The following is a 20522-nucleotide window of genomic DNA, read 5'->3' as shown; positions in this document are numbered from 1 at the left end:
CATGAACATCGCAGGCCTTCGTGGAATGGGGAGCCGTTTTTTCCGGTACGTGCGCGACCCGCACGTAGCGCTCTGGCGGAAGCTCGCCGGCGTGATGGCGGTGGTCTACTTCCTGTCGCCCGTGGACGCGCTGCCGGACGTCATCCCGGTGCTCGGCTGGCTGGATGACCTGGGCGTGTTGTCCGCCGCCGCCTTCTTCATGGTGCGCGAGGTGCAGCGCCACCAGGTCGTCATCTCCGGCGAGGATGCGCAGCCGGGTGTCGCCGCCCCGGCGCGCAGCAAGACGGTCTGAGTCGCCGGGCACCCCCGTGACGCGGGGGGAGACTCTTGCCGGGTCCCGGGCCCCCGTGGTTTGTGCTCCAGGAAGACTGTTGCACGGAGCCTGGATGCCCGGTTCACAGGGAAGTGTCGTTCTCATCACCGGTGCGTCGTCCGGCATCGGCAAGGCGTGCGCGGAGCTGCTGAGCGCGCGTGGCCACACCGTCTACGGCACCAGCCGCCGTCCCGTGGAGGCCGCGCCGCCGGGCTACCGGATGCTGGAGCTGGACGTCACCCAGGACGACTCCGTGCAGCGAGCCGTGGAGACGGTGCTGTCGCGTGAGGGCCGCATCGACGTGGTGGTGAACAACGCGGGTCATGCGCTCGCGGGCGCCGCCGAGGACACCTCCATCGAGGAAGCGCGCGCGCAGCTGGACGTCAACTTCCTGGGCGCGCTGCGCGTGTGCAAGGCGGTGCTGCCTTCCATGCGCGAGCGGCGCGCCGGCCGCATCATCCAGGTCAGCTCCCTGGGCGGGCAGGTGGGGTTGCCCTTCCAGTCGCTCTACAGCGCCAGCAAGTTCGCCCTGGAGGGCTTCACCGAGGCGCTGCGCCAGGAGGTGGCCGAGTTCGGCATCGAGGCGACGCTGGTGCAGCCCGGAGACGTGCAGACGCAGCTCACCCAGAACCGCGTGTGTGTCGCGAAGGCGGGCGAGGGCTCCGCGTATCGGGAGCGCTTCGAGGCCGTGCTGAAGGCCATCGAGTCCGGCGAACGCGGCGGCCTCGCCGCCGAGGACGTGGCGAAGAAGGTGCTGGAGGTGATGGATCGCGGAGCGCCTCACGTGCGCTACCCGGTGGCCCAACTGGCGCAGCGCGTGGCGGTGGTGGCGAAGACCGTGCTGCCCTCACGCACCTTCGAGCAGATCCTCATGTCCATCTACGGCCTGCGCCGCCGCTGACCGAGGCTAGAACCGGCCCACCATCGACAGGCCCGTGCCCCCGCGCGGCGTGGTGAGCGGTGCCAGCGTCACCTGGGGCGCGTCCGGCGCGTCGAAGTCCCGGGTGAGGTACGTGGTGAGGGCCAGGCCGCCCAGCACGCCCAAGCCGCTGCCCACGAGGATGGCGTCTCCCGCGTCATTGCCCGCGGTGAGGTAGACGGCGCTCGCGCCCACCAGTCCGCCGAGGATGCCGCCCGCGTCGATGATGAGCATTCGGCCTCGGGATACCGTCACGTACTTCGACAGGATGGCCATCGACAGGATGCCCGCGGCCGTGGCGCCCAGCTCGGCGGCGAAGAAACCCTTCGTGTCATAGTTGTCCGAAGTCGCCAGGAACAGCGCCGTCACCGCGCCCGCCCAGAGGCCACCCGAGTTGGCCAGTGACACCTGTCCCGAGGTGGGATTCACCAGGTGCGCCAGCAGGACGCCCACGCCGGTGAAGCCCGCCCCGCCGAGGATGGCGGCGCCCAACGCATTGTCACCCTCCAGGTCGAAGGCGAGCAGTGTCGCGACACCGAACCAGAAACCCCACACGGTGCCGGAGTTGATGACGGCGGCTTGTCCGTCCGTCACACCGCCCCGGGTGAGCAGCAGCGAGCTGGCGGCGCCCGCTCCGGCGCCCAGCAGTGACACCGCGGCGTAACCCTGGCCGCTGCAATCTCCGATGGCGCACAGGAGGACGCCTTGTGCGACCCCGTGCAGCGTCTGCACCACGACGAGCGAGGCACGCGCGGCGCTGGAGTGAGGCTCTCGCCCCGCCTCGCGCGCGGCGGCGGTGGCCAGCCGCCCCCCGGGCGCGAGCCGTGTCCGGGAGAGCCGGGCCAGCTCGGTGGCATAGGGGTGCTGTGGACAGGCCGCGAGCACGCGCTCGAACAGCTCCAGCGCCTTCGCGTCGTTGCCGCTCACGAGCGCATCGAAGCCCGCCGAGTAATCCGCCTCGGAGCTGGCTGCACAGGCATCGGGCGTGGACACCAGGGGCGGCGCGGTGACTGTCTCCGGTGCCGTGGCCTCGGAAGAGGGCGGAGCCTCCGGGGGCTGAGCGGAGAGCGTGGCAAGCAGGATGAGCGTGGCGAGCGTCATGGCGCCCGTCACTGTATGCGAAGCGCGGCGGCGGCATGTATCAGCCATGCCGCCGCCTTTTCGCGGTGCGTCAGCGCGCGGCCAGCGTGTCGACGTGCTCGCGCAGGGCCACCTCGTTGCCCAGCCGGGCGTTGAGCCCGGCGAGCGGCTTCGCGGCCTGCTCGATGCGGCCCCGGGTGCGCGGTCCCGCCGCGGCCAGCCACGCCACGCCCAGCGCCAGCTCCGCCACCTGTGCATCGCCGCTCAGGCTGGCGGCCAGGGACAGCAGGGCCTCCACCGCCTTCTTCACCTGCGCGCCATGCAGCGGATGGCTGCTGGTGATGCCCTCGCGCAGCAGCGTCAGCAAGGCCAGCGCCGTGGCACGCGCCTGTCGCACGGGCTCGGAACCCTCACCGGTGCCTTCCCAGAGCCCGTTGGCGAGCTGCTGGGACAGCAGGCTCTCCGCGCCCGTGTCGACACCGCCCTCGGCGGCCGGAGCCTCGTCGCGGTACGCGTCGGATTCCTCGAGCTCCGCCTCCTTCAGCGAATCTGGAGACTGACCGCCGCCGAAGAAGTTGGAGAGGATTCCTCCCTTTTGGCGCTTCTTCTTCATGGCGTCGGCCTTGCCCTGCTCACGCCGCTCGCTCCTCATGATCATCCAGTCCGTGGTGCCGCCATCGGCATCCATGGAGGGCGCGCTCTGTGCGGGCGCGCGCCCGGGCGGGGTGATGCGCCGCACTTGAATCAGCGGACGAGCCCCAGGGGCGGGTGCGGCGGCCGACGGGGGCGGCATGGCGCCACGCGTGGCCATCCGTCCGCGACGGGGGACGGCGCCACCGAGCGCGGCCTCCTCCTCCTTCTGCGCGCCGAACATGGCCCACCCCGCGGGGGCGTCCACGGGGATGACGCGCGTCTTCGCCTGTCCCGAGTTCCGCCGGTCGCCCTTGCGCTCCTCCACCACCACGAACGAGGTGTACCGGGTGACAATCTGGTGCGCGACGGCCAGTTCGACGATGCGCTGTTTCATGGACTCCGCGCGGCGTCCGACGAGCTGGGCGGCCTCCCAGCCCCGGATGCGCTCGGCGGCCCACAACTTCTCCACCGCCGGCCGGTCCGACACCGCGGGCAGGTCCACGCGGACGGTGAGCGAGAAGGGCTCCTGTCCCGAGCGCCCCTGCAGCGTCACCGTGCCCGTCCCGGGCGAGGCATAGCGGCCCAGCAGCGTCCAAGGCACGCCATCCACCAGGGGCGGTAGCTCGGCGGGCGCCAGCTCCACACAGTCCACGCCGTCGAAGCGGACCTCCAGGTCGGTGACACGCGGTGCCAGCGCACGGGAGAACTGCGCCACCACCTTGTCGTCGATGCGCTCGCCCGGGTGGATGAACTCCACGTCGCCGCCCGTCTGCTTCGCCATGTCCCGCAGCAGCACGTCGCTGACGTTGGTGCCGATGCCGAACGAGTACACCCGCGCCGTCTTCCGCGCCTCGAGCACGGCGCGCAGAATCTCCGCCTCGTTCCCCACCTGTCCGTCCGTGAGCAGGACGATGACGCCGTCGGGCGCCGCCTGCACCGCGGCGCGCATGGGCGCGAGCAGCTCCGTGCCGCCATCCGCGTTCAGCGCGGCCACCCAGCGGTCCGCCTCTTCGAGCGTGCGCTGCGTGAAGGGCACGGGCTCGGGCTGGAACGACTGGAAGCGATTCTCGAACGCGATGACGTTGAACCGGTCGCCTTCGCGCAGGTGGCGCAGGCACAGCCGGAGCGCGGCCTGGGCCTGGGGCAGGCTCTCACCGGCCATGGAGCCGGAGACGTCCACGACGAACACCACCTCCTGCTTGGGCGGCGCGGAGGCCATGGCCAGCAGGTCCGGCACCACGGTGAGCGCGAAGGTGCCCGGGCCTCCCTCGCCCTTGCGGTGCGTGACGAGCGGCGTGAACACGGCGCTGCTGTCCGGGCTGCGCAGGCTCAGCACCAGGTCGCGGTCCAGGGACACCTCGCCGCGCGAGAAGCCGACGCGCACGCGGGTGCCTTCCTCCCGGGTGGTGGTGATGGCGTGGGACGGGCTCTCCACCACCACCTCGCGGCCCAGGTCCACGAGCAGGTCCATGCGCAGGCCGTAGTGCACGTTGCCCACGGGCGGGGTGATGCGGTCCGCGTCCGGCACCTGGGCCGTGGGCTCTTCACTGCCGTGGCCGGTGCGGTCGCCCGTGGTCGCGCCGGGGATGTAGCGAGGCGCCACCAGCGTGGGGAGCATCCAGCGCACGCTGCCTTCCTCGGCGGTGACGGCCTGGAGGAACTCCACCTCCACCACGGTCTCCTCATAGGGCAGCAGGTTGCCCACCTGGGCGGTGAAGACGTTGCGGCGCTCCTCGTCGAGCAGCGCGGCGCCATGGCCGGCCGTGACGGCGTCGTCGTAGGTGCGGAAGGCCTCTTCACGCTCTCGCACCACACCTTCGATGCGCCGCCCGGCACACGTCATGGAGAAGGCGGACAGCGTGGCATCCGAGGGAAGGGGGAAGGTGTAGATGGCCTCGACCGGCTGGTACTCCTCGTTGCGGTAGCGCTGGCGAACGCGGACGCGCGCGTGGCCGCCGAGGAGCTCGCCCGTGACTTCGACACCTTGCAGGGGGACCTGCGTGCCGTTGCGCGTGTACAGCCCTGCCTTTTCGATGGTCATGGCTTCTCCCTTTCCTGGAACTCCGCGATGAGGGCGCGAACGCGTTCCGCGAGCGCCCGGGTCTTCGTGTCCGCTGCTTCCGAGACGTGCAGCTCCAGCCCCGGGAGCAGCTCCCAGCGCTCGTAACGATTCAGGCCCGTGGCCGGTCTTCGAGGCGCGTGCGGTGGCGCCATCGGGGCCGGTCCCGGTAGCGGCTGCGCGTGCACCGGGGGCGTGGGTGTCGCGTCCGAGTCGGCGAGCTGGCGCAGCTCATCGAGGCTCAAACGCTGCAACTCCGCCTGGATGGCATCCAGCGGAAGGAACCGCGCCTGCAGGACGCGGATGGCCTTGAGCCGCACCAGGTGCTCTTCCCCGTACACGGTGTCGGGGCCCCGGAAGGGGGGCGCGGGAAGCAGGCCGCGTTGGACGTAGTAGCGCACCGTCCGCGGCGAGACGCCCACCGCCTCGGCCAGCTCCGTCAGCTTCCATTCGCTCTGTGTCTTCGGCGTGCTCACGGTTCAGACAGTACGACTCGACATTTGTGGTGTCAAGTTGCCACTGATGAATTGGCAGCAGCAGTGGCCAGAGCTCGAGGAGCCTCAGCTCAGCGGTATCTCGACAGTTCTGCTGCCGAATCCTGACACCCGGCGCTTGCCTGCTGTCATGACCTGGTGGCGGGCGAAGGGCGCGGAGTTGTTGCGCCGGTCGGGGTGGGATGGAACAGAGGGGGGCATGAATGGCGTCGCGGAAGTCGTGGACCTCTCTTCCATCCGGCTCATTGGCACGGCGGTGACGCCCGCGGTGATGGTGTCGGCGTGTGGCATCGTGGCGACGGGGTTGGACAACCAGATTGCGCGCATGACGTCGCGCATCCGGGAGATGGTGCGCGAGTGGCGTCTGCTGCCGGAGGGGCACGCCCGGCGCGCGGTGCTGCGCCAGGAGGTCGCCATCCTGGACCGGCGGCACGCCATCCTCGCCCGGGCGATTGCCTTCACCTACACGGCGCTGCTTGCCTTCGTGATGACGTCGCTGCTGTACCTGACGAAGCGGCAGACGCAGGTGCCCGAGGCCCTGCCGGTGGTGTCCTTCTCGGTGGGCGTGTTGCTGCTGGGCGCGACGGCGCTGCTCGTGCTGGCGTCGCTGCGGCTGAGCCGGCGGGCCATCAAGCTGGAGCGGCAGGAACTCTTCGACTAGCGGCTGTCAGGACAAGCCGCCCGCGGGAGGGCCCTCTTCCTCATCCTCGGTGTATCGCCGGTCCTCATGTCCATCGTCGGCCCGCTCCATGTGGGCCTTCACGCCGCTGAGCGTGCGCAGCAGGTCGAGCGGGATGGGCAGGATGGTGTGATTGCCACCGGTGGTGATTTCCACCAGCGTCTGGAGGTAGCGGAGCTGGAGGGTGGCCGGGTAGCGGCCGAGGACCTTGGCGGCCATGGAGAGCTTCTCGGCGGCCTGGTGTTCGCCCTCGGCGGCGATGATTTTCGCGCGGCGCTCGCGCTCGGCCTCGGCCTGCCGCGCGATGGCCCGCTGCATCTCCGCGGGCAGGTCGATGTGCTTCACCTCCACGTTGGACACCTTGACGCCCCACGGGTCGGTGCGTGAGTCGAGCACCTGCTGAATCTCGTGGTTGATGCGCTCGCGCTCGGAGAGGAGCTGGTCCAGCTCCACCTGGCCCAGGATGGAGCGCAGCGTCGTCTGGGCGAGCTGGCTGGTGGCATAGAGGTAGTCCTCCACCTGGAGCACGGCCTTGTCCGCCTGGATGACACGGAAGTAGACGACGGCGTTGACCTTCACGCTGACGTTGTCCCGGGTGATGACGTCCTGTGGAGGCACGTCGCGGGCCACGATGCGCAGGTCGATGATGACCATGCGCTCGACGAAGGGGATGAGCCAGCGGAAGCCCGCGCGTTTGAGGCCCACGAAGCGCCCGAGCCGGAACACCACGCCGTTCTGGTACTCGTTGACGATGCGCACCCCCGACAGGAAGAGCAGGAACAGGATGGCGACGGGGATGAGCACTCCGAACAGTCCGGTCAGTTGCATCAGGTCGGTACCTCGTCAACGAAGAGGGTGAGTCCTTCCATGCCCCGCACCACGACGTGTGCGCCGGAGCGGATGGGTGCGGTGGACGTGGCGCGCCAGCGCTCTCCATGAACGAACACCTCGCCGCTCTCCGGTGTCACCGGGGCCAGGGCGGTGCCTCGCTCGCCCACGAGCCCCAGGTCGCCACCTCGCTGGGGGAGCCGTCGTGTCTGCGCGCTTCGATAGACGACGTAGGCCGCCGCACCTCCCAGTGCCACGGTGGTGGGCACCAGCCACGTCCACGACACGTGGAAAGAGCGGTCCACGAACCACTCCGGGTTGAAGCGGTCCACGAGGAACAGTCCGCCCAGACCCAGCAGCACCACGCCCAAGGCGCCGAGCAGCCCACTGGTGACGAACAGCTCCGCGACGATGAGGGCCACGCCCGCCATCATCAGCAGCACCGCGCCCGCGCGAACCGGCAGCGCGGAGGACGCCACCAACGCCAGGACCAGCGCCACCACGCCGATGAGCCCCGGGGCGATGGCGCCTGGATGTGACAGCTCCACCACCAGCCCCAGCCCGGCCACCAGGAACAGCAGGTAGACGATGGCGGGATTGGCGAGCGCGTGCACGGTGCGCTGGGACAGCGTGGGCTCCAGCGTGACGATGTGCGCATCCCGGGTGGAGAGCCGCACGGATTCGCCACCCGCCACCGTCACCTGCCGTCCGTCCGCCTGCGCGAGGAAGTCCGCCTCGGTGGGCGTCACGTATTCCACCACGCGCAGTGCCCGCGCGTCGTCCGCGGACACGCTGACGCTGTCACGCACGGCGGAGGCGGCCCATTGCACATTGCGGCCCCGCTGCTGGGCGATGCTCTCCGCGAACGCGACGGCGTCGTTCTCCACCTTGCGAGCCATTTGCTCCCCGCCCACGGCTTCCGGGGACTGCCCGGAGGGGCCCACCACCGGGTGCGCGGCCCCGATGTTGGTGCCCGGTGCCATGGCCGCGACGTTGGATGCCAGCGCGATGAAGACGCCCGCGCTGCCCGCGTGTGCGCCGGAGGGGCCGACCCAGACGAGCACCGGGACAGGTGACGCGAGGAAGGCTCGGACGATGTGGCGCGTGGCCTCCAGCGAGCCACCGGGGGTGTCCAACCGCACGAGCAACGCGTCATGTCCCGCGGCCGTGGCGCGTGCCACGCAGTCGGACAGGTAGCCGCCGGTGCCGGCGTCGACCACGCCCTCCAGGTCGCAGCGAGCCACGGTGGGTTGGCCGTACCTCGTGGGGGCATCGGCCGCGGACGCGAGCAGCCCCGCCATGAGGACGCACAGGAGTGCGGGGGCCGCGAGTCGCCAGCGTGCCCGTTGGTGCATCTCACACCCCCTGGAGGCTGGCGGGGTTGAAGGAAACGGGGACGATGCCGCGCGGTGGCAGGGGGCGCACGGCCGCCAGGTGCTTGAGCAGCCGCACGTGGTCCCTGAGCAGCCGGGGCATGAGGAAGTGCTGGCGCACGTGCTCATGTCCACGCGCGCCCAACAGGTGGGCCTCGTCGGGGCGGCGCAGCAGGTGGAGCATGGCCTCGGCGCATTCCTCCACGGTGTCCACGAGGGCGCCGCCAGTGCCCTCTGGCAGTTGCATGGGAATGCCGCCCACGCGGCCACCGACGACGGGCGTGCTCTTCCACAGCGTCTCCGCGACGACGAGCCCGAAGCCCTCGCGCAGGGACTTCTGGACGACGACGTCGGAGACGGCCTGAAGCGCGTTGACCTCGATGTTCCCCACGCCCACCAGGTTGGTGAGGATGTGGATGAGGCTGTCGCCCGCGGTGGCGGCGCGAAGCTCCTCGTACACATCCCAGCCCTCCGGGTCGTCCAGGGCGAGCGAGCCCGCGAGCGCGAGCTGGAGGTCGGGGACGTGGGGACGCACGCGCTGGTAGGCGCGGACGACGCCGAGCGGGTCCTTCCAGCGGTCGAAGCGGCTGACCTGGGTGACGAGCGGCCGGTGGGTGCGGATGCCAATCCACTCCAACACGTCGCGCGCGAGGGCCTCCGGCAAAGGGTGGTTCTTGGGACTGAGCGGGTCGATGGCGGGCGGGTAGATGCGGACGTCGGAGATGGGGAGTTGCGGTGGAATGAACTCCCGCATCGTGAAGATGGCGGCGTCGTAGGCGTGCAGGTAGGGCGACAGGAAGTCCCAGAAGGCCGGGTTGGGGTGCGAGGTGTCGATGTGGCAGCGCCATATCCAGCGCGCATCGAGATGAGGACTCAGCGCCGCGAGCACGGCGGGCTGCGGGTCGTGGACGAAGACGAAGTCGTAGTTCTCTGAATCCGTGACCAGCCGGTGGGCATTGAGCTGGGCGTTGGCCAGGTAGGTGGCCTTCTCGCGCTCGGTGAGTTCGCCGGGAGCGCCTTGCAGGCCGTTGTGGATGCGCTTGGTGACCTGGAAGAAGGTGTCGTCGCCGTGGATGAGCTTCCAGTCCGTGACGATGCCCAGGTCGTTGTAGAGCGGGACCAGGGAGCGGAGGATTTCGGAGACGCCGCCGCCGTAGGGCGTGGCGCTCAGGTGCATGCACCGGGCACCGCGCAAGTCCTCGGAGAGCCAGTGCAGTTCGTCGAGGATTTCGTCGGGAGCAATCCCGCGATAGGTGGCAAGCGAACGCTTGCCGATGTCCACGACGTCCAGCATGGCCTCGGCCTCCCGGGTGAGCGCTCCAGCGCAACGGTGCGCATGGGAAGCGGCATCATCCGCGCCGCGTGGTTGCCGGGCCGCTCTCCGGGACCGAGGGCGGGCGCCTGAAGGTGTGCCCGGGCATCCGCTGGTGGACGTCCGCTGTCGTCGACAGATTGTCGATGGAGGGCACGCTCCCTCGGGGCCGTCCGCAACTCGACAAGGAGGTTACATGCGCCGTGCCGTTCTCATTGCCCTGGGCGTGGCAGTTGCTGCGCCCGCTTGCAAGACCACGCAGCCCGAAGGAACGGAGGACCGTCAGCCCCTGATGGGCCCGGACCAGATTCGCGAGCCCGTTCAGACTGTGCCGGATACCCCCGCGGGCCCCGCGACGCCCCTGCCGGAGACCGACGCGGGCACACCGGAGACGCCGGAGACGCAGGCGGAGTAGCCAGGGGCAGGGCCGGGCTGGGTTTACTCCTGTGAATCCTGGTATTTGGCGCTCCGCACGTCCGTGACTTGAGCGGGCGTTTGAGGCGGGGGCGCCATGCCACTTCGTAGGTTGATGGTTTTCGTCGCGCTCCTGGCGTGCGCTTCGGGTGACGAGTACACCCGACGAGGCGCCGACATGCTGTTCGGGCGTCGAGGCACCCATGTCTGGGTTCGGGGGCCCTGGCTCGAAGTAGAACCTTCTCGCGACGTGGACCAGGTCATCGACCAGTTGTGTCCCGCCATCATGAAGCTCCCGCGGGCGACAGCGGGGCATTATGGCCAGGAGTACTGCGGCGCCATCTACACCTTGGGAGACGGTGTCTACTACGCGAGTTACGGGTCGCCTCTAGGTAAGACGACGGGCGTCGTTGGCGCGGAGAAGCGCAAGTCCTGCATCCCACCGAGCAGTGTCGTTGATTCGCGCGGCCGAACCATGACCCTGGCGGACTATCACAGCCATCCCTGGTCTCCTTCTCCGATGTCCGTGTTCGACTTCCAGAACCGGACTCAGGTCTGGCTCATCCGCATCCAGTTCGACGTGGCCTGCACCGTCATGAAGTACGTTCCGCACAAGAACACCCCACGGCCGGGAGAGGTCTACGTGCGGCGAGAGCGACATTGGCGATTGGTGGGGTTGCTTGAGAGCGAGCGAGACAAGGAACTGGGAATCGTTACGCCCGTGGAAGGCGACACTTAGGTGTCGGTGCCTGGAGTCGTCATGCGCCGCGTGGTTCTTCTGCTGTCGTGTGTGTCGCTATCGGCGTGCTCGCTGTTTCAGCGCCCGTTCCGTCCTGAGCACGCACCGCCCGAAGAGTCGGCGAGGTTCGTGTTTCCCTTGGGCTTTCCTCCGGGGGAGCACACCTTCATTCCAGCCACCATTTCCGCCGCGGTCGGGCTGGCGATGGACGACTTCTTGCCCAGGGGCGCGAAGCCGCCCAAGGAAGCGACACCCGATGAGGTGTGCCTCGCGCAGCGCAGCTCCTACGACGTGTTGGCGAAGGCGCTGTCCGACAGCGTTGTGTTGGTCTCGTTTTCGCCCAAGGCGGGGGCCTGTGTTCAGGAAGGCATTGCCCTGGATGTGGGCGCGACGTACGCGGTCGATGTAGACGGCTGGCGCATCCTGGCCGTTCAGCGATGAGGCACGCGGAAGGAGTCACGGTGCAGGCGACAGTCTACCTGGCGGAGCGGGTCTGGACGTTGGATGCGGCGCGGCCACGGGCCCAAGCGCTGGCGGTGTTGGATGGGCGGCTGCTGGCCGTGGGGACTCGCGAAGAAGCCGAGGCCGCCGCGGGCACGACTGCGCGCCGGGTGGACCTGGGCGCCGCCACCGTGGTGCCGGGCCTCGTGGACGCGCACGCGCACATTCACGGACTGGGCCGGAGCCTGACGACGGTTCGGCTGGAGAAGGCGGGTTCGGTGGATGAGGCCATCCGCCGACTGACCGAGGCGCCCGCCTCCAGCTTCCAGGGAGACTGGTTGCTGGGAAGAGGGTGGGACCAGAACGACTGGCCCGGTGGCGCCTTCCCGGGCCGCAAGGTGCTGGACGCGCGCTTCCCCTCGACGCCCGTGTTCCTCACCCGGGTGGACCACCACGCGGCGTGGGTGAATGGCGAGGCCCTGCGGCGCGCTGGAATCACCCGCGACACGCCGGACCCGGAGGGAGGCCGCATCCTCAAGGACGCGCGCGGCGAGCCCACGGGCGTGCTGGTGGACAACGCCATGGACGTGGTCGCCGCCGCGATTCCTCCGCCTTCCAGGGCGCAGCTGGAGACTCGGCTGCGGGCAGCGCTGACCCGTTGCGCGCAGGTGGGGCTGACTGGCGTGCACGACGCGGGCATGGAGTGGGATGCCTTTCGCGTGCTCCAGGCATGGGACGCCGCGGGCACGTTGCCTCTGCGCGTCTATGCGATGGCGGCGGGCCAAGGGGACGCGCGACACGCGTACCTCGAGCAGGGGCCGTGGCAGGGGCGGATGCTGGCGATGCGCTCGGTGAAGTTCCTGGCCGACGGTGCGCTGGGGAGTCGGGGCGCGGCGCTGCACGACGACTACTGCGACGAGCCGGGGCAACAGGGCTTGTTGTTGCTGCCACCCGAGGAGCTCGCCTCTCGCGCCCAGGCCTTCATGTCCCGGGGCTTCCAAGTATGCATCCACGCTATTGGAGACCGTGCCAATACCTTGGTGCTGGACGTGCTGCTGCGCGGCGCCGAGGTGACGGGCACGCAGTCGCTACGGCACCGCGTGGAGCACGCGCAGATTCTCCGGCGCGAAGACATCGTCCGCCTGGGAGCCGCCGGGCTGGTAGCGAGCGTACAACCCACCCATGCGACCAGCGACATGCCGTGGGCGGAGTCCCGGCTGGGCCGCGAGCGGCTCAAAGGTGCCTATGCCTGGCGCAGCCTGCGCGACGCGGGAGCGCACCTGGCGCTGGGCAGTGACTTCCCCATCGAGAATCCGGATGTGCTCGCAGGGTTGTACGCGGCGCGCACGCGGCAGGACGCGGCCGGCTGGCCCGAGGCCGGCTGGATGCCGGAAGAGCGGCTGACGGCGCGCGAGGCGCTGGAGGGCTTCACCACCGGGCCCGCCTGGGCGTCCTTCGACGACGCTCGGCGCGGCCGGCTGGCTCCGGGGATGGACGCCGACTTCGTGGCACTGTCGGAAGATCCGCTGGAGGGGCCCGCCTCCGCGTTGGTGAAGGCGCAGGTCCTCGCCACCGTGGTCGCGGGCGCGGAGGTGTACCGCGCGCCATCTCTGGCCTGAGCGCGGCGCCTTGGGGCTCACTCGCCGAAGATGTGCGAGCGCGCCGCCTCGGCGATGGTGACGACAGCCGGGTGGCGAATCTTCCGCTCGACAGTGATGGCGTAGAAGCAGGTCTCGATTTCGTCGGTGCGACCGATGACGGAGCAGTTGAACTGACGCTCCACCTCGGCCTCGATGGCGCTGGGCATGGCGAAGACCCCGTGCCCGCGCTGGCCGAAGGCCTGGAGCAGCGCGCTGTCATCGAAGTCACCCGCGATGACGGGGCGCAGGCCCTTGCGTTCGAACCAGAGGTCCATGGAGCGGCGCGCGGAGGACTCGACTGACGGCAGCAGCACGGGCGCGCCATCCAGCGACTGAGGGAAGTTCTCCCTGAGTTCGACCAGCTTCCCCGCCGCGAAGAAGGACACGCCGCACTTGCCGAGCAAGTGATTGAACGAGCGCACGCTCACCGGCTCCGAGCTGGGCGCATCCGCGAGCACCACGTCCAGCTCATGCAGGGCCAGCGAGGCGAGCAACTGCGGCAAGGGCCCTTCGCGGCAGATGATGCGCAGCGACGGGCCTGCTTCGAGCGCGGGCTTGAGGAGCTGTTCGGCCACCAGCTTGGGGATGACGTCGAGCACGCCGACGTTGAGCCGCAGTTGCTGCCCGGGCGGCAGGCCGGAGACGACGTTCTTCAGCTCGTTCCCCAGGCGGAAGATCTCGTCCGCATAGCGCATCACCGTGCGGCCCACGTCAGTGAGCACCAGCTTGCGGCCCTGGCGCTCGAACAGCTTGTGGCCCAGCGACTCCTCCAGGAGCTTGAGCTGGCTGCTGATGGTGGGCTGCGCCAGGTGCAGCTCCTCGCCGGCCTTGGCGATGCTGCCCGCCCTCGCAACCGTCCAGAAGTACAGGAGGTGATGGTAGTTGAGCCAGCTCATATCCATAGAGATAGTCGAAGCGTTGCCGTTAAACTACCTAATTTTCTTATAGAGCCCCGGCCCTTAATTTCCTCTGCGTCGCGCCGCCGTGTGGGCGCGCCCAACCGGAGGAGGTCCATGGAAGCCATCAACCTGAACGTGTCCTTTGAATCCCCTGAGCTCGTGGTTCCGGCTGAGGTCGCTGAAGCGCGCGTCCGTGAGCACCTGAAGTTGGTGCGGCGGTTGGCGTGGAAGTACCGGTGGACCGGCCTGTCGATGGAAGAGCTGGTGGCGGAAGGCAACGTTGGGTTGATGGAAGCCGCGGGACGTTTCGAGGAACGCGGGGTGCCGTTCGCGGCCTATGCCAGCCAGTGGATCCGTGCGCGCATCCGCGCCTACGTGGGCCGCAACTGGAGCATGGCGGGCGGCCGGGCGCCGTGGGTGGTGTTCCAGCTCCGGAGGGAGCGGTCGCGGCTGGAGGCCCGGTGGGGGGAGGGCCACCCGGAGGTGGAGAAGCGCCTCGCCGAGGCCTTGGGAAAGCGGGAGGACGAGGTGGCCCTCGCCATGGAGGCGCTGTCGCGGGACGTGTCGCTGGACGCGCCGGTGTCTCCGGACTCGGAGGCCACGCGGCTGGAGGGGCTGAGGGCGGATGCCGACTCGCAGGAGGACCAGGTGGACCGGGCGAAGTGGGCGCGGCGGCTCCGGGCGAGCGTGGACGCGGCCTGGCCGGAGCTGGATGCCCGGGAGCGCGCGCTGGTGGAGGAGCGGATGCTGGCGGAGGACGGGGTGAGCGCGGAGCTGCTGGCGCGCCGGTTCGGGGTGACGGCGGTGCGTATCCGGCAGATCGAACAGGGTCTGCGGGTGAAGCTGCGCCACAGGCTGACGGCCGGTCTCACGTCCTGGGACGGGGAGGCGATGTCCCTGGCGGCCTGACGCCTGCCTGCCCGGGTGGCGGAGAATGCTGTTGACGGAGGAGGGAGGGGCTCGCTATGAAGGCGCCGTTCCGCGCGGTGCCTCTTACGCCCAGGTAGCTCAGTCGGTAGAGCAGGGGATTGAAAATCCCCGTGTCGGTGGTTCGATTCCGCCCCTGGGCACTTAGCGGAGATGAAGGCCTCTGGACTCAAAGTCCAGAGGCCTTTGTCGTTTCAGGCGTCGTGCGCCGCTGCTCCAGGGTGGCGCCCAGCACGCGGGCCCGCGCGTCGCTCTGACGGGCGCGCCCGTGGAGAATCGCCTGTCGGAGCTCTGGAGCCTCTACGCGCTGCTCTTCCCGGGCTGCTGGGCAGCCGCGAGGCCTTTTTTCGCGCTTGGACGGAGGCTCACCCGGACCTGGGGCGCTCCAGGGCCCACCGGTCTTCATCGTCTCGCCAGACAGCTGCTCCCTGGTAGGTCCAGCCACCGGACGCGGTCTCTTGTGTGAACACGAAGGCTGTTTCACTGGGGTGGTGGTCTGGGACGCGCAGCCCCAGGCGGCCGGGAGAGGTGAAGGCTTGCGTGTCCTTGATGAACAGGAACAGGTGGCCTTCATGGCGCCCCGTTCTGGGCGCCGCGCTCAATCCAAAGTGGGAGCTGAGCTGCTCCTCCGTGAGCGTCGTGCCCAGGGGAGGTGCCAGCCGTTCGGGTGGAATGACCTCGACGACCAGGGCGATGGGAGAGGTCGCTTCACCCGCCTGGAAGGACTCACGCAGGGGATTGTCGGAGCGGAGCAGCCAGTGCCCGTCTTGCCGGACGAGCCGCTTCACCTGATAGCGGAAGCCTGTGATTGGGTCGGGGACCTGGACGAGGGCCACCTTCCCGTCCAGGGGCCCCGCCCCCACGGCTTTTGCGTCGCGCATCACCAGCCAGTCACCATCACGGATGGGGTGCGGGCCTCCGTCCATGGAATCACCAGACGCGCGCACCGCGAACAGCCCTTCGCCGTGCGCTCGGCTTGGAAGGCGGACCCTCGCCGCCTCCGGAGCCTGGTCGATTGAGATGGGGTGCTCCACGGCGCCCGCGGCCGCGCGCAGGCTGGGAAATGCGACCAGTATCCCCCAGGGCGCGAGGGGGCTCGGCTCGGCCTGAGCCGGGGCCGCGCTCCACCCGTCAGAGCCGAGCGTGAACCGGACGCGAAAGGCCGTGCCTGGCATTCCCGCGGTGGGGCCAAACCATTGGCGCAAGAGGTCCGGCAATTGATTCTGTTTCGCGCCATCAGGTCGCGCGACGTTGACGGCAATCTTCACGAAGTCGAAATGCCAGCGCGCTCCATCGTCGAGCCGGACCGCAGTCGTTCCCAGAGGCAGGTCCGAGCGAGCACTCCGCTCCGGGAGCTTGAGGATGGGGCCCCGGCTGTTCGAGATGACCCTGGCATCAAAGGCGGAGTCCTGCGCCTGAGCCTGTTGGCGGCGCCGATACTGTGCGAGCCGGTAGTCCACCAGCTCGCGAGTCATGGCCTCGAAGGACTTCTGGGCCGATGGGGCCATGGGAAGGCGAGGGATGAACCGCTCTTCCTCGACGCGGAACCACCCTCCGCCTTTCGTCCACGCCTCAACGGGGTTCGACTTCCAGTACGTGAGGAACCGGGCGGGATTCGGGAGCCGTGGGTCGCCCAGGGACTTGACCGCTTCGAGGTCCCGGAGCAACTCGGGGGAGCGTTGGAGAATGGCCAGGCATCGCCGGGCAAGCTCGGGTAGCGGCAGCCCCTGTTCCAGGGCATCGGCTTCGAGCAGCGCTTCCACTACGACCATCTTGAAGCACTGGCTCATGTTCGTGAGCTCGAGCTCCTTGAACCAGTCGCGGCCTTTGTCGAGGCTCCGAGCCTCGTCGTCCGTCAGGTCGCCCTCTGACTTGACGAAATCGAACCACCCCAGGTGCGCCTTGCGCAGCGTCGCGGGTGAGTACCCACGACGGTAGAGCTCTCCGATGGTGGGCCGCAGTCCCCGGGCATCGCGCAGCTCGCGGTAGACACGCTCGACCTCCTGCCCCCCTCCGGAGAGGAAGTGCCGGAGCATCTCCTTGGCTTCGAGCTCCACTTCCACGGTGCAGCCAGCAGGCAGCGCGGGTTGCCGGTCCGAGGTGAGAAAGTCACGCAGGGAGACCGGAGGCTTGCCCACGGCCAGCAGGGTTCGGAGCCGGTCGAGAAACAGCCGGTGATTCCCGACGAAGTCGATGAGGATGACCCGCTCTTTTCCCTCGGCCTTTCGCAGCCCTCGCCCGAGCTGCTGGAGGAACACCACCGGGGACTCCGTGGGGCGCAGCATCACCACGCGGTCGATGCTCGGGACGTCGACACCTTCGTTGAACAGGTCCACTGCGCAGATGGCATCCAGCGTGCCATTCGCGAGCTGGCGCAGCGACTGGGCACGGTCCGCCGAGCCAGCCCCGGCGTGGACGGCCACGGCGCGAATCCCCCGGCCTCCCAGCCATTGCCGGACGAAGTGGGCATGGGAGATGGAGCAGCAGAACACGAGCGTGCGGCTGGCGGGATGCTTCTGCCACGCACGCCACAGTGTCTGCATGCGTGCTTCGGTCTCAACCGCCTGGGTCAACAGCGCCACGTCGAAGCGGCGGCTCTTCCAGGGGATGTTCTCGTAGGGCACCGTGTCCTTGAGTCCGAAGTACTCGAACGGTGCGAGCAGTCCCTCCTGGATGCCTTCTCCAAGGTCCGAGCGCCAGGCGAGGTGGTCATCGAAGAGGCCGAGCACATCGCCCTCGTCAGCGCGCTCCGGCGTCGCCGTGAGCCCGAGCATGAACGCCGGCTCCACGCAGGCGAGGATGGACCGGTAGCTCGCCGCCGTGGCGTGGTGGACCTCGTCCACGATGACGTAGTCGAACGCGGCCGCGAGGCGGAGCGCCTGAAGGTCTTCTGGCCGCGAGAGCTTCTGCACCGAGGCGAAGACCACGTCACCCGCGAGCTGCGCGCGTTGACCCACGTACCAGCCGAAGCGGAGGTGGGGCTGCTGGCGACGGAACGTCTCCGCTGCCTGAACGAGGAGCTCTTCCCGGTGCGCGAGGAACAGCACGCGGCTCGCCCGCCCCCGCTCCTGGCTGAACTGTTCCACGTCGAGCGCCGCGAGCAGGGTCTTCCCCAGGCCCGTCGCGAGGACGACCAGTGCGCGTTGCCGTCCCTCGCGCCGGCCACGCGCGAGCGCACCGAGCGCCTGACGCTGGAGGCTGTGTGGCTCGCGACGGGGCAAGGGGGCGTCTGGCTCCGCCTCACCTGCTGGGAGGCGCAGCCGGGTCGCCGGTGCGCGGCGAGCGTATTGCTCGACCCAGTTCGCGTCCAAGGGGGAGGCCCGGCTCCACCAGCCCTCGAATGCGTCCACCACCTCGTTCCAGGCCTGCGGGTCCCGGTCGCGTTCGACGCGCAGGTTCCATTCGACGCCTGTCTTCAAGGCTGCGCGCGAGATGTTGCTCGAGCCGACGTAGGCCACAGCGAGCCCGGTGCCAAGGAAGCGCCAGGACTTCGGGTGGAATGACGTGAGTTGGAGCTTCTCCACCTCCACGACGCGCGCTTCAAAACGGCCACGACCTGGCTCCGCCTGGAGCGCGGCGTCCTCTTCCATCCAGTCGAGCAGCCGTCGAAGTGCATCCGCCTGGGTGATGGCCAGATAGTCACCCGTGAGGATGCGAACCGTCGCACCCCGGGTGAGCGCGGCTTCTACGGACTCGCGCAGCAGCTCCAGTCCGCTGTCTTGCACGAAGGCCGCCAGGACCGAAATCTCCACCGCATCTGCGAACAGCGGCTCCAGGTGGTGCAGGAACGGGTCGTCGAGGCCTCCTGTGGCCAGGGGCTTGTTTCGCCCGGCGAGGTAGTTGCCCTTGCCTGGAATGACGTGCCGGACTCCGCCGCGAGGGTCGTCCATGTCGCCCTGGAAGCGAGGGATGACATGCACATGCAGGTGGAGCACCGTCTGGCCGGCCGCCGCGCCCACGTTGATGCCGATGTTGTACCCGTCTGGATGCAGCTCGCCATCCAGCCCGCGTTTCACCTCGTCCACCAGCTCGAAGATGGCGCGCTGTTCCTCGGTCGTGGCATCGAACCAGGTCGCGACCTGCCGCCGGGGAATCACCAGCGTGTGTCCCGGGCTCACCGGGAAGCCATCCCGGATGGCGAAAGCGAACGTGTTGGCCGCGACCCACTGCGATTCAGGGACTGACAGGAACGGGGAGCTCATCGTCACGGGGCGCTGAAGGCTACCTGAGCATTCCGTAGCACTTACGGCACAGGGGCTTGTTCTTGCTGGCGGCGAAGTCCATGCCGCAATGGTGGCAATGGTTGTCTTCGTAGGTGGGGTCGCTGTATCGGCGCCAGACGTTGAAGTCGCTGTCGCAGTAGGGCCTCTCCGGGTTGAAGCCGATTGCGTCGCGGCAGCGGATGCAGAATCCCTGCGTGGCGTGCCGGGGGACGGGCGTGGCGCTCCTGCGACGCGGCTCGGTGGCCGGCTTGAAGGGGACTTCCTTTCGGTGTGGGGTGATTTCGCTCTCGATGAACTCGCTGATTCTCACGTACTCGGCGCGACCGGCTGAGATGCAGATGCCGACTTCAATGCTGTTGTTGAAGGAAGACTCAATGAGGTTGAGCGACGTGATGAGAGCGTGGCGTTCGGAGTAGTAGAGCTTGGCGTGCAGGTCCCTGACGACGAACAGGCGCATGCCCGCTTGCATGAGGCTGACCAGGAGTTCCACGCCTTGCTGTGAGGGGCCCCGTGTGCTCTCGTCACCCTCGCGGATGACCAGGGTCACGGCTACCTCCCGTTCGAGGGCTTGACGAATCTTGCGCTCAATGTCTCGCAGTTTCTCGATGCTGACGTAGGGACTGATCAGCGTGACGTGCTTTTGGGCTTCATCGATGAGGCCGTGAAGTCGGCGGACCGTGTCGACTTTTCCCAATACCTCAAGCGCATCGGCATCGCGTGAGCGAAAGAAGTTCTCGAACATGGGTGGGGCGGGGAATCAGGGGTAACGCACAGCGGCTGGAGACCGGTGGCCGCAGATGCTCTTGGAGTTCCTTGGCATACCAGTAATTCCAGGGCGCAAGAAAGGCGCCCTCGTTTCTCCTCCTTCCCGACGCTGCCCCACGATGCCGGGTGCACGGGCTGCCCGGAGCAGGGTAGAGAGGGAGCTGGAGGAACGAAACGAGATGGACGCGAACGCAGTGGCGGAGCTCGAGAAGGCGGGCGTGAAGGTGGACCAGCCCGAGCGCCTGTACGTGGCGGTGGAGTGGGACGCGGACGGCAAGCACGTGCGTCCGGTGGGGGAGCGCGTCCAGATTCGCGCGGGCGAGCAGTTGGCCCATGTGACGCTCAAGCCCATCTCCCAGCTCTTCGTAGGCGACGTGAAGCCCCCCAGCTTCGCCAAGGCGCCGCCGCCGGAGTACCAGCCCTTCTTCCTCCTCATCGAGGCCACCGCCGCCGGCTACTGCCGCGCCGTGCGCAACACCGAGACGGACCAGGAATTCGAGCGGCTCTACCGCCACCTCCTGCGCCGCCCCGACGGCACCGACCGCAACCCGCTCTTCTCGCACCTCCAGGGCGCCGTCCGCCTTTACATGTCCCTGCGCGACGTCAGCCAGGCGGAGTTCGAGGCCGTCATCCAGCGCCTCCACCAGTCCGCCCGGCACTTCCAGACGCACACGGGCAGCATCAACTACTTCCAGGAAGTGCTCCGCGAAGTGCTCGGCGCCTGAGCCGCCGCGTCATCCACCCCTCCTGGTCAACCCAGGAGGGTGGCAACTGGAATATCGTG

The 20522-nt window shown here is 68.8% G+C and carries 18 protein-coding genes and 1 tRNA gene; 10 read left to right on the top strand and 9 right to left on the bottom strand.

Going from position 1 to position 20522, the window contains the following annotated elements; genetic code table 11:
- Positions 1 to 25: 25 nt before the first annotated feature.
- Positions 26 to 292, top strand: a complete 267-nt coding sequence (locus FMP39_RS23235; protein ID WP_194858531.1) for a YkvA family protein — start codon at positions 26 to 28, stop codon at positions 290 to 292.
- A gap of 94 nt (positions 293 to 386) precedes the next feature.
- The gene (locus tag FMP39_RS23230) at positions 387 to 1214 is read left to right on the top strand and encodes an SDR family oxidoreductase (RefSeq protein WP_141592448.1); all 828 of its coding nucleotides are present in this window, start codon (positions 387 to 389) and stop codon (positions 1212 to 1214) included.
- 6 nt (positions 1215 to 1220) lie between these two features.
- On the opposite strand, the gene FMP39_RS23225 is transcribed toward FMP39_RS23230, so the two are convergent.
- From FMP39_RS23225 to FMP39_RS23215, 3 genes are read right to left on the bottom strand one after another with little or no spacing between them, the layout of a single operon-like run.
- Positions 1221 to 2381 carry a hypothetical protein gene (locus tag FMP39_RS23225; RefSeq protein ID WP_141592447.1) on the bottom strand — a complete coding sequence of 387 codons (1161 nt, stop codon included), beginning with the start codon at positions 2379 to 2381 and terminating at the stop codon, positions 1221 to 1223.
- A 22-nt stretch (positions 2382 to 2403) separates the two neighbouring features.
- A complete protein-coding gene (locus FMP39_RS23220; protein WP_141592446.1) occupies positions 2404 to 4986 on the bottom strand; it encodes a VIT domain-containing protein in 2583 nt (860 codons plus the stop codon).
- Positions 4983 to 5480 carry a MerR family transcriptional regulator gene (locus FMP39_RS23215; RefSeq protein WP_141592445.1) on the bottom strand — a complete coding sequence of 166 codons (498 nt, stop codon included), beginning with the start codon at positions 5478 to 5480 and terminating at the stop codon, positions 4983 to 4985. Before FMP39_RS23215 ends, FMP39_RS23220 begins: the two co-directional genes overlap by 4 nt.
- A 217-nt stretch (positions 5481 to 5697) precedes the next feature.
- Between FMP39_RS23215 and FMP39_RS23210 the strand changes: the two genes are divergently transcribed.
- A complete protein-coding gene (locus FMP39_RS23210) occupies positions 5698 to 6159 on the top strand; it encodes a DUF2721 domain-containing protein (RefSeq protein WP_141592444.1) in 462 nt (153 codons plus the stop codon).
- Between the two features lie 6 nt (positions 6160 to 6165).
- Here FMP39_RS23210 and FMP39_RS23205 read toward each other — a convergent pair whose 3' ends face one another.
- The 3 genes from FMP39_RS23205 to FMP39_RS23195 are packed head-to-tail and all read right to left on the bottom strand — an operon-like array spanning position 6166 to position 9672.
- The gene (locus tag FMP39_RS23205) at positions 6166 to 7005 is read right to left on the bottom strand and encodes a slipin family protein (RefSeq protein WP_141592443.1); all 840 of its coding nucleotides are present in this window, start codon (positions 7003 to 7005) and stop codon (positions 6166 to 6168) included.
- Positions 7005 to 8360, bottom strand: coding sequence for a nodulation protein NfeD (locus FMP39_RS23200; RefSeq protein WP_141592442.1), 1356 nt, complete (start codon positions 8358 to 8360; stop codon positions 7005 to 7007). The genes FMP39_RS23205 and FMP39_RS23200 overlap by 1 nt, the downstream gene beginning before the upstream one ends.
- 1 nt (position 8361) lies before the next feature.
- Positions 8362 to 9672, bottom strand: coding sequence for a glycosyltransferase (locus tag FMP39_RS23195; protein ID WP_141592441.1), 1311 nt, complete (start codon positions 9670 to 9672; stop codon positions 8362 to 8364).
- 214 nt (positions 9673 to 9886) lie between these two features.
- Between FMP39_RS23195 and FMP39_RS23190 the strand changes: the two genes are divergently transcribed.
- The 4 genes from FMP39_RS23190 to FMP39_RS23175 all read left to right on the top strand — a co-directional run bounded on the left by FMP39_RS23190 (position 9887) and on the right by FMP39_RS23175 (position 12903).
- On the top strand, positions 9887 to 10105 hold the full coding sequence (locus FMP39_RS23190; protein WP_141592440.1) for a hypothetical protein: 219 nt from the start codon (positions 9887 to 9889) through the stop codon (positions 10103 to 10105).
- Between the two features lie 96 nt (positions 10106 to 10201).
- Positions 10202 to 10843, top strand: a complete 642-nt coding sequence (locus tag FMP39_RS23185) for a hypothetical protein (RefSeq protein WP_228558265.1) — start codon at positions 10202 to 10204, stop codon at positions 10841 to 10843.
- Between the two features lie 21 nt (positions 10844 to 10864).
- Positions 10865 to 11284 (top strand): hypothetical protein, encoded by a 420-nt coding sequence (locus FMP39_RS23180; protein WP_141592439.1) that lies wholly within the window; start codon positions 10865 to 10867, stop codon positions 11282 to 11284.
- Positions 11281 to 12903 carry an amidohydrolase gene (locus FMP39_RS23175; RefSeq protein WP_141592438.1) on the top strand — a complete coding sequence of 541 codons (1623 nt, stop codon included), beginning with the start codon at positions 11281 to 11283 and terminating at the stop codon, positions 12901 to 12903. Before FMP39_RS23180 ends, FMP39_RS23175 begins: the two co-directional genes overlap by 4 nt.
- A gap of 17 nt (positions 12904 to 12920) precedes the next feature.
- Here FMP39_RS23175 and nhaR read toward each other — a convergent pair whose 3' ends face one another.
- On the bottom strand, positions 12921 to 13820 hold the full coding sequence (gene nhaR / locus FMP39_RS23170) for a transcriptional activator NhaR (RefSeq protein ID WP_026113871.1): 900 nt from the start codon (positions 13818 to 13820) through the stop codon (positions 12921 to 12923).
- A gap of 117 nt (positions 13821 to 13937) precedes the next feature.
- On the opposite strand from nhaR, the gene FMP39_RS23165 reads away from it, so the two are divergent.
- Together FMP39_RS23165 and FMP39_RS23160 are read left to right on the top strand one after the other, a co-directional pair.
- Positions 13938 to 14732 (top strand): sigma-70 family RNA polymerase sigma factor, encoded by a 795-nt coding sequence (locus tag FMP39_RS23165; RefSeq protein WP_194858530.1) that lies wholly within the window; start codon positions 13938 to 13940, stop codon positions 14730 to 14732.
- 88 nt (positions 14733 to 14820) lie between these two features.
- A tRNA-Phe gene (locus tag FMP39_RS23160) sits at positions 14821 to 14893 on the top strand.
- 222 nt (positions 14894 to 15115) lie between these two features.
- Here FMP39_RS23160 and FMP39_RS23155 read toward each other — a convergent pair.
- Entirely contained in the window at positions 15116 to 18952 is a 3837-nt protein-coding gene (locus FMP39_RS23155; protein ID WP_228558269.1) for a DEAD/DEAH box helicase family protein, read from the bottom strand.
- Positions 18953 to 18971: 19 nt separating this feature from the next.
- On the bottom strand, positions 18972 to 19715 hold the full coding sequence (locus FMP39_RS23150) for a phospholipase D family protein (protein WP_141592435.1): 744 nt from the start codon (positions 19713 to 19715) through the stop codon (positions 18972 to 18974).
- Positions 19716 to 19917: 202 nt separating this feature from the next.
- Here FMP39_RS23150 and FMP39_RS23145 point away from each other — a divergent pair, with 202 nt between their 5' ends.
- The gene (locus FMP39_RS23145) at positions 19918 to 20463 is read left to right on the top strand and encodes a hypothetical protein (protein ID WP_186817903.1); all 546 of its coding nucleotides are present in this window, start codon (positions 19918 to 19920) and stop codon (positions 20461 to 20463) included.
- Positions 20464 to 20522 lie beyond the last annotated feature (59 nt).

The organism is Myxococcus sp. AB056 (genome assembly GCF_006547365.1).
Lineage (GTDB): Bacteria > Myxococcota > Myxococcia > Myxococcales > Myxococcaceae > Myxococcus > Myxococcus virescens.
The sequence above is the reverse complement of the archived record's forward strand: the minus strand, read 5'-3'. Positions and strand labels throughout refer to the sequence as shown.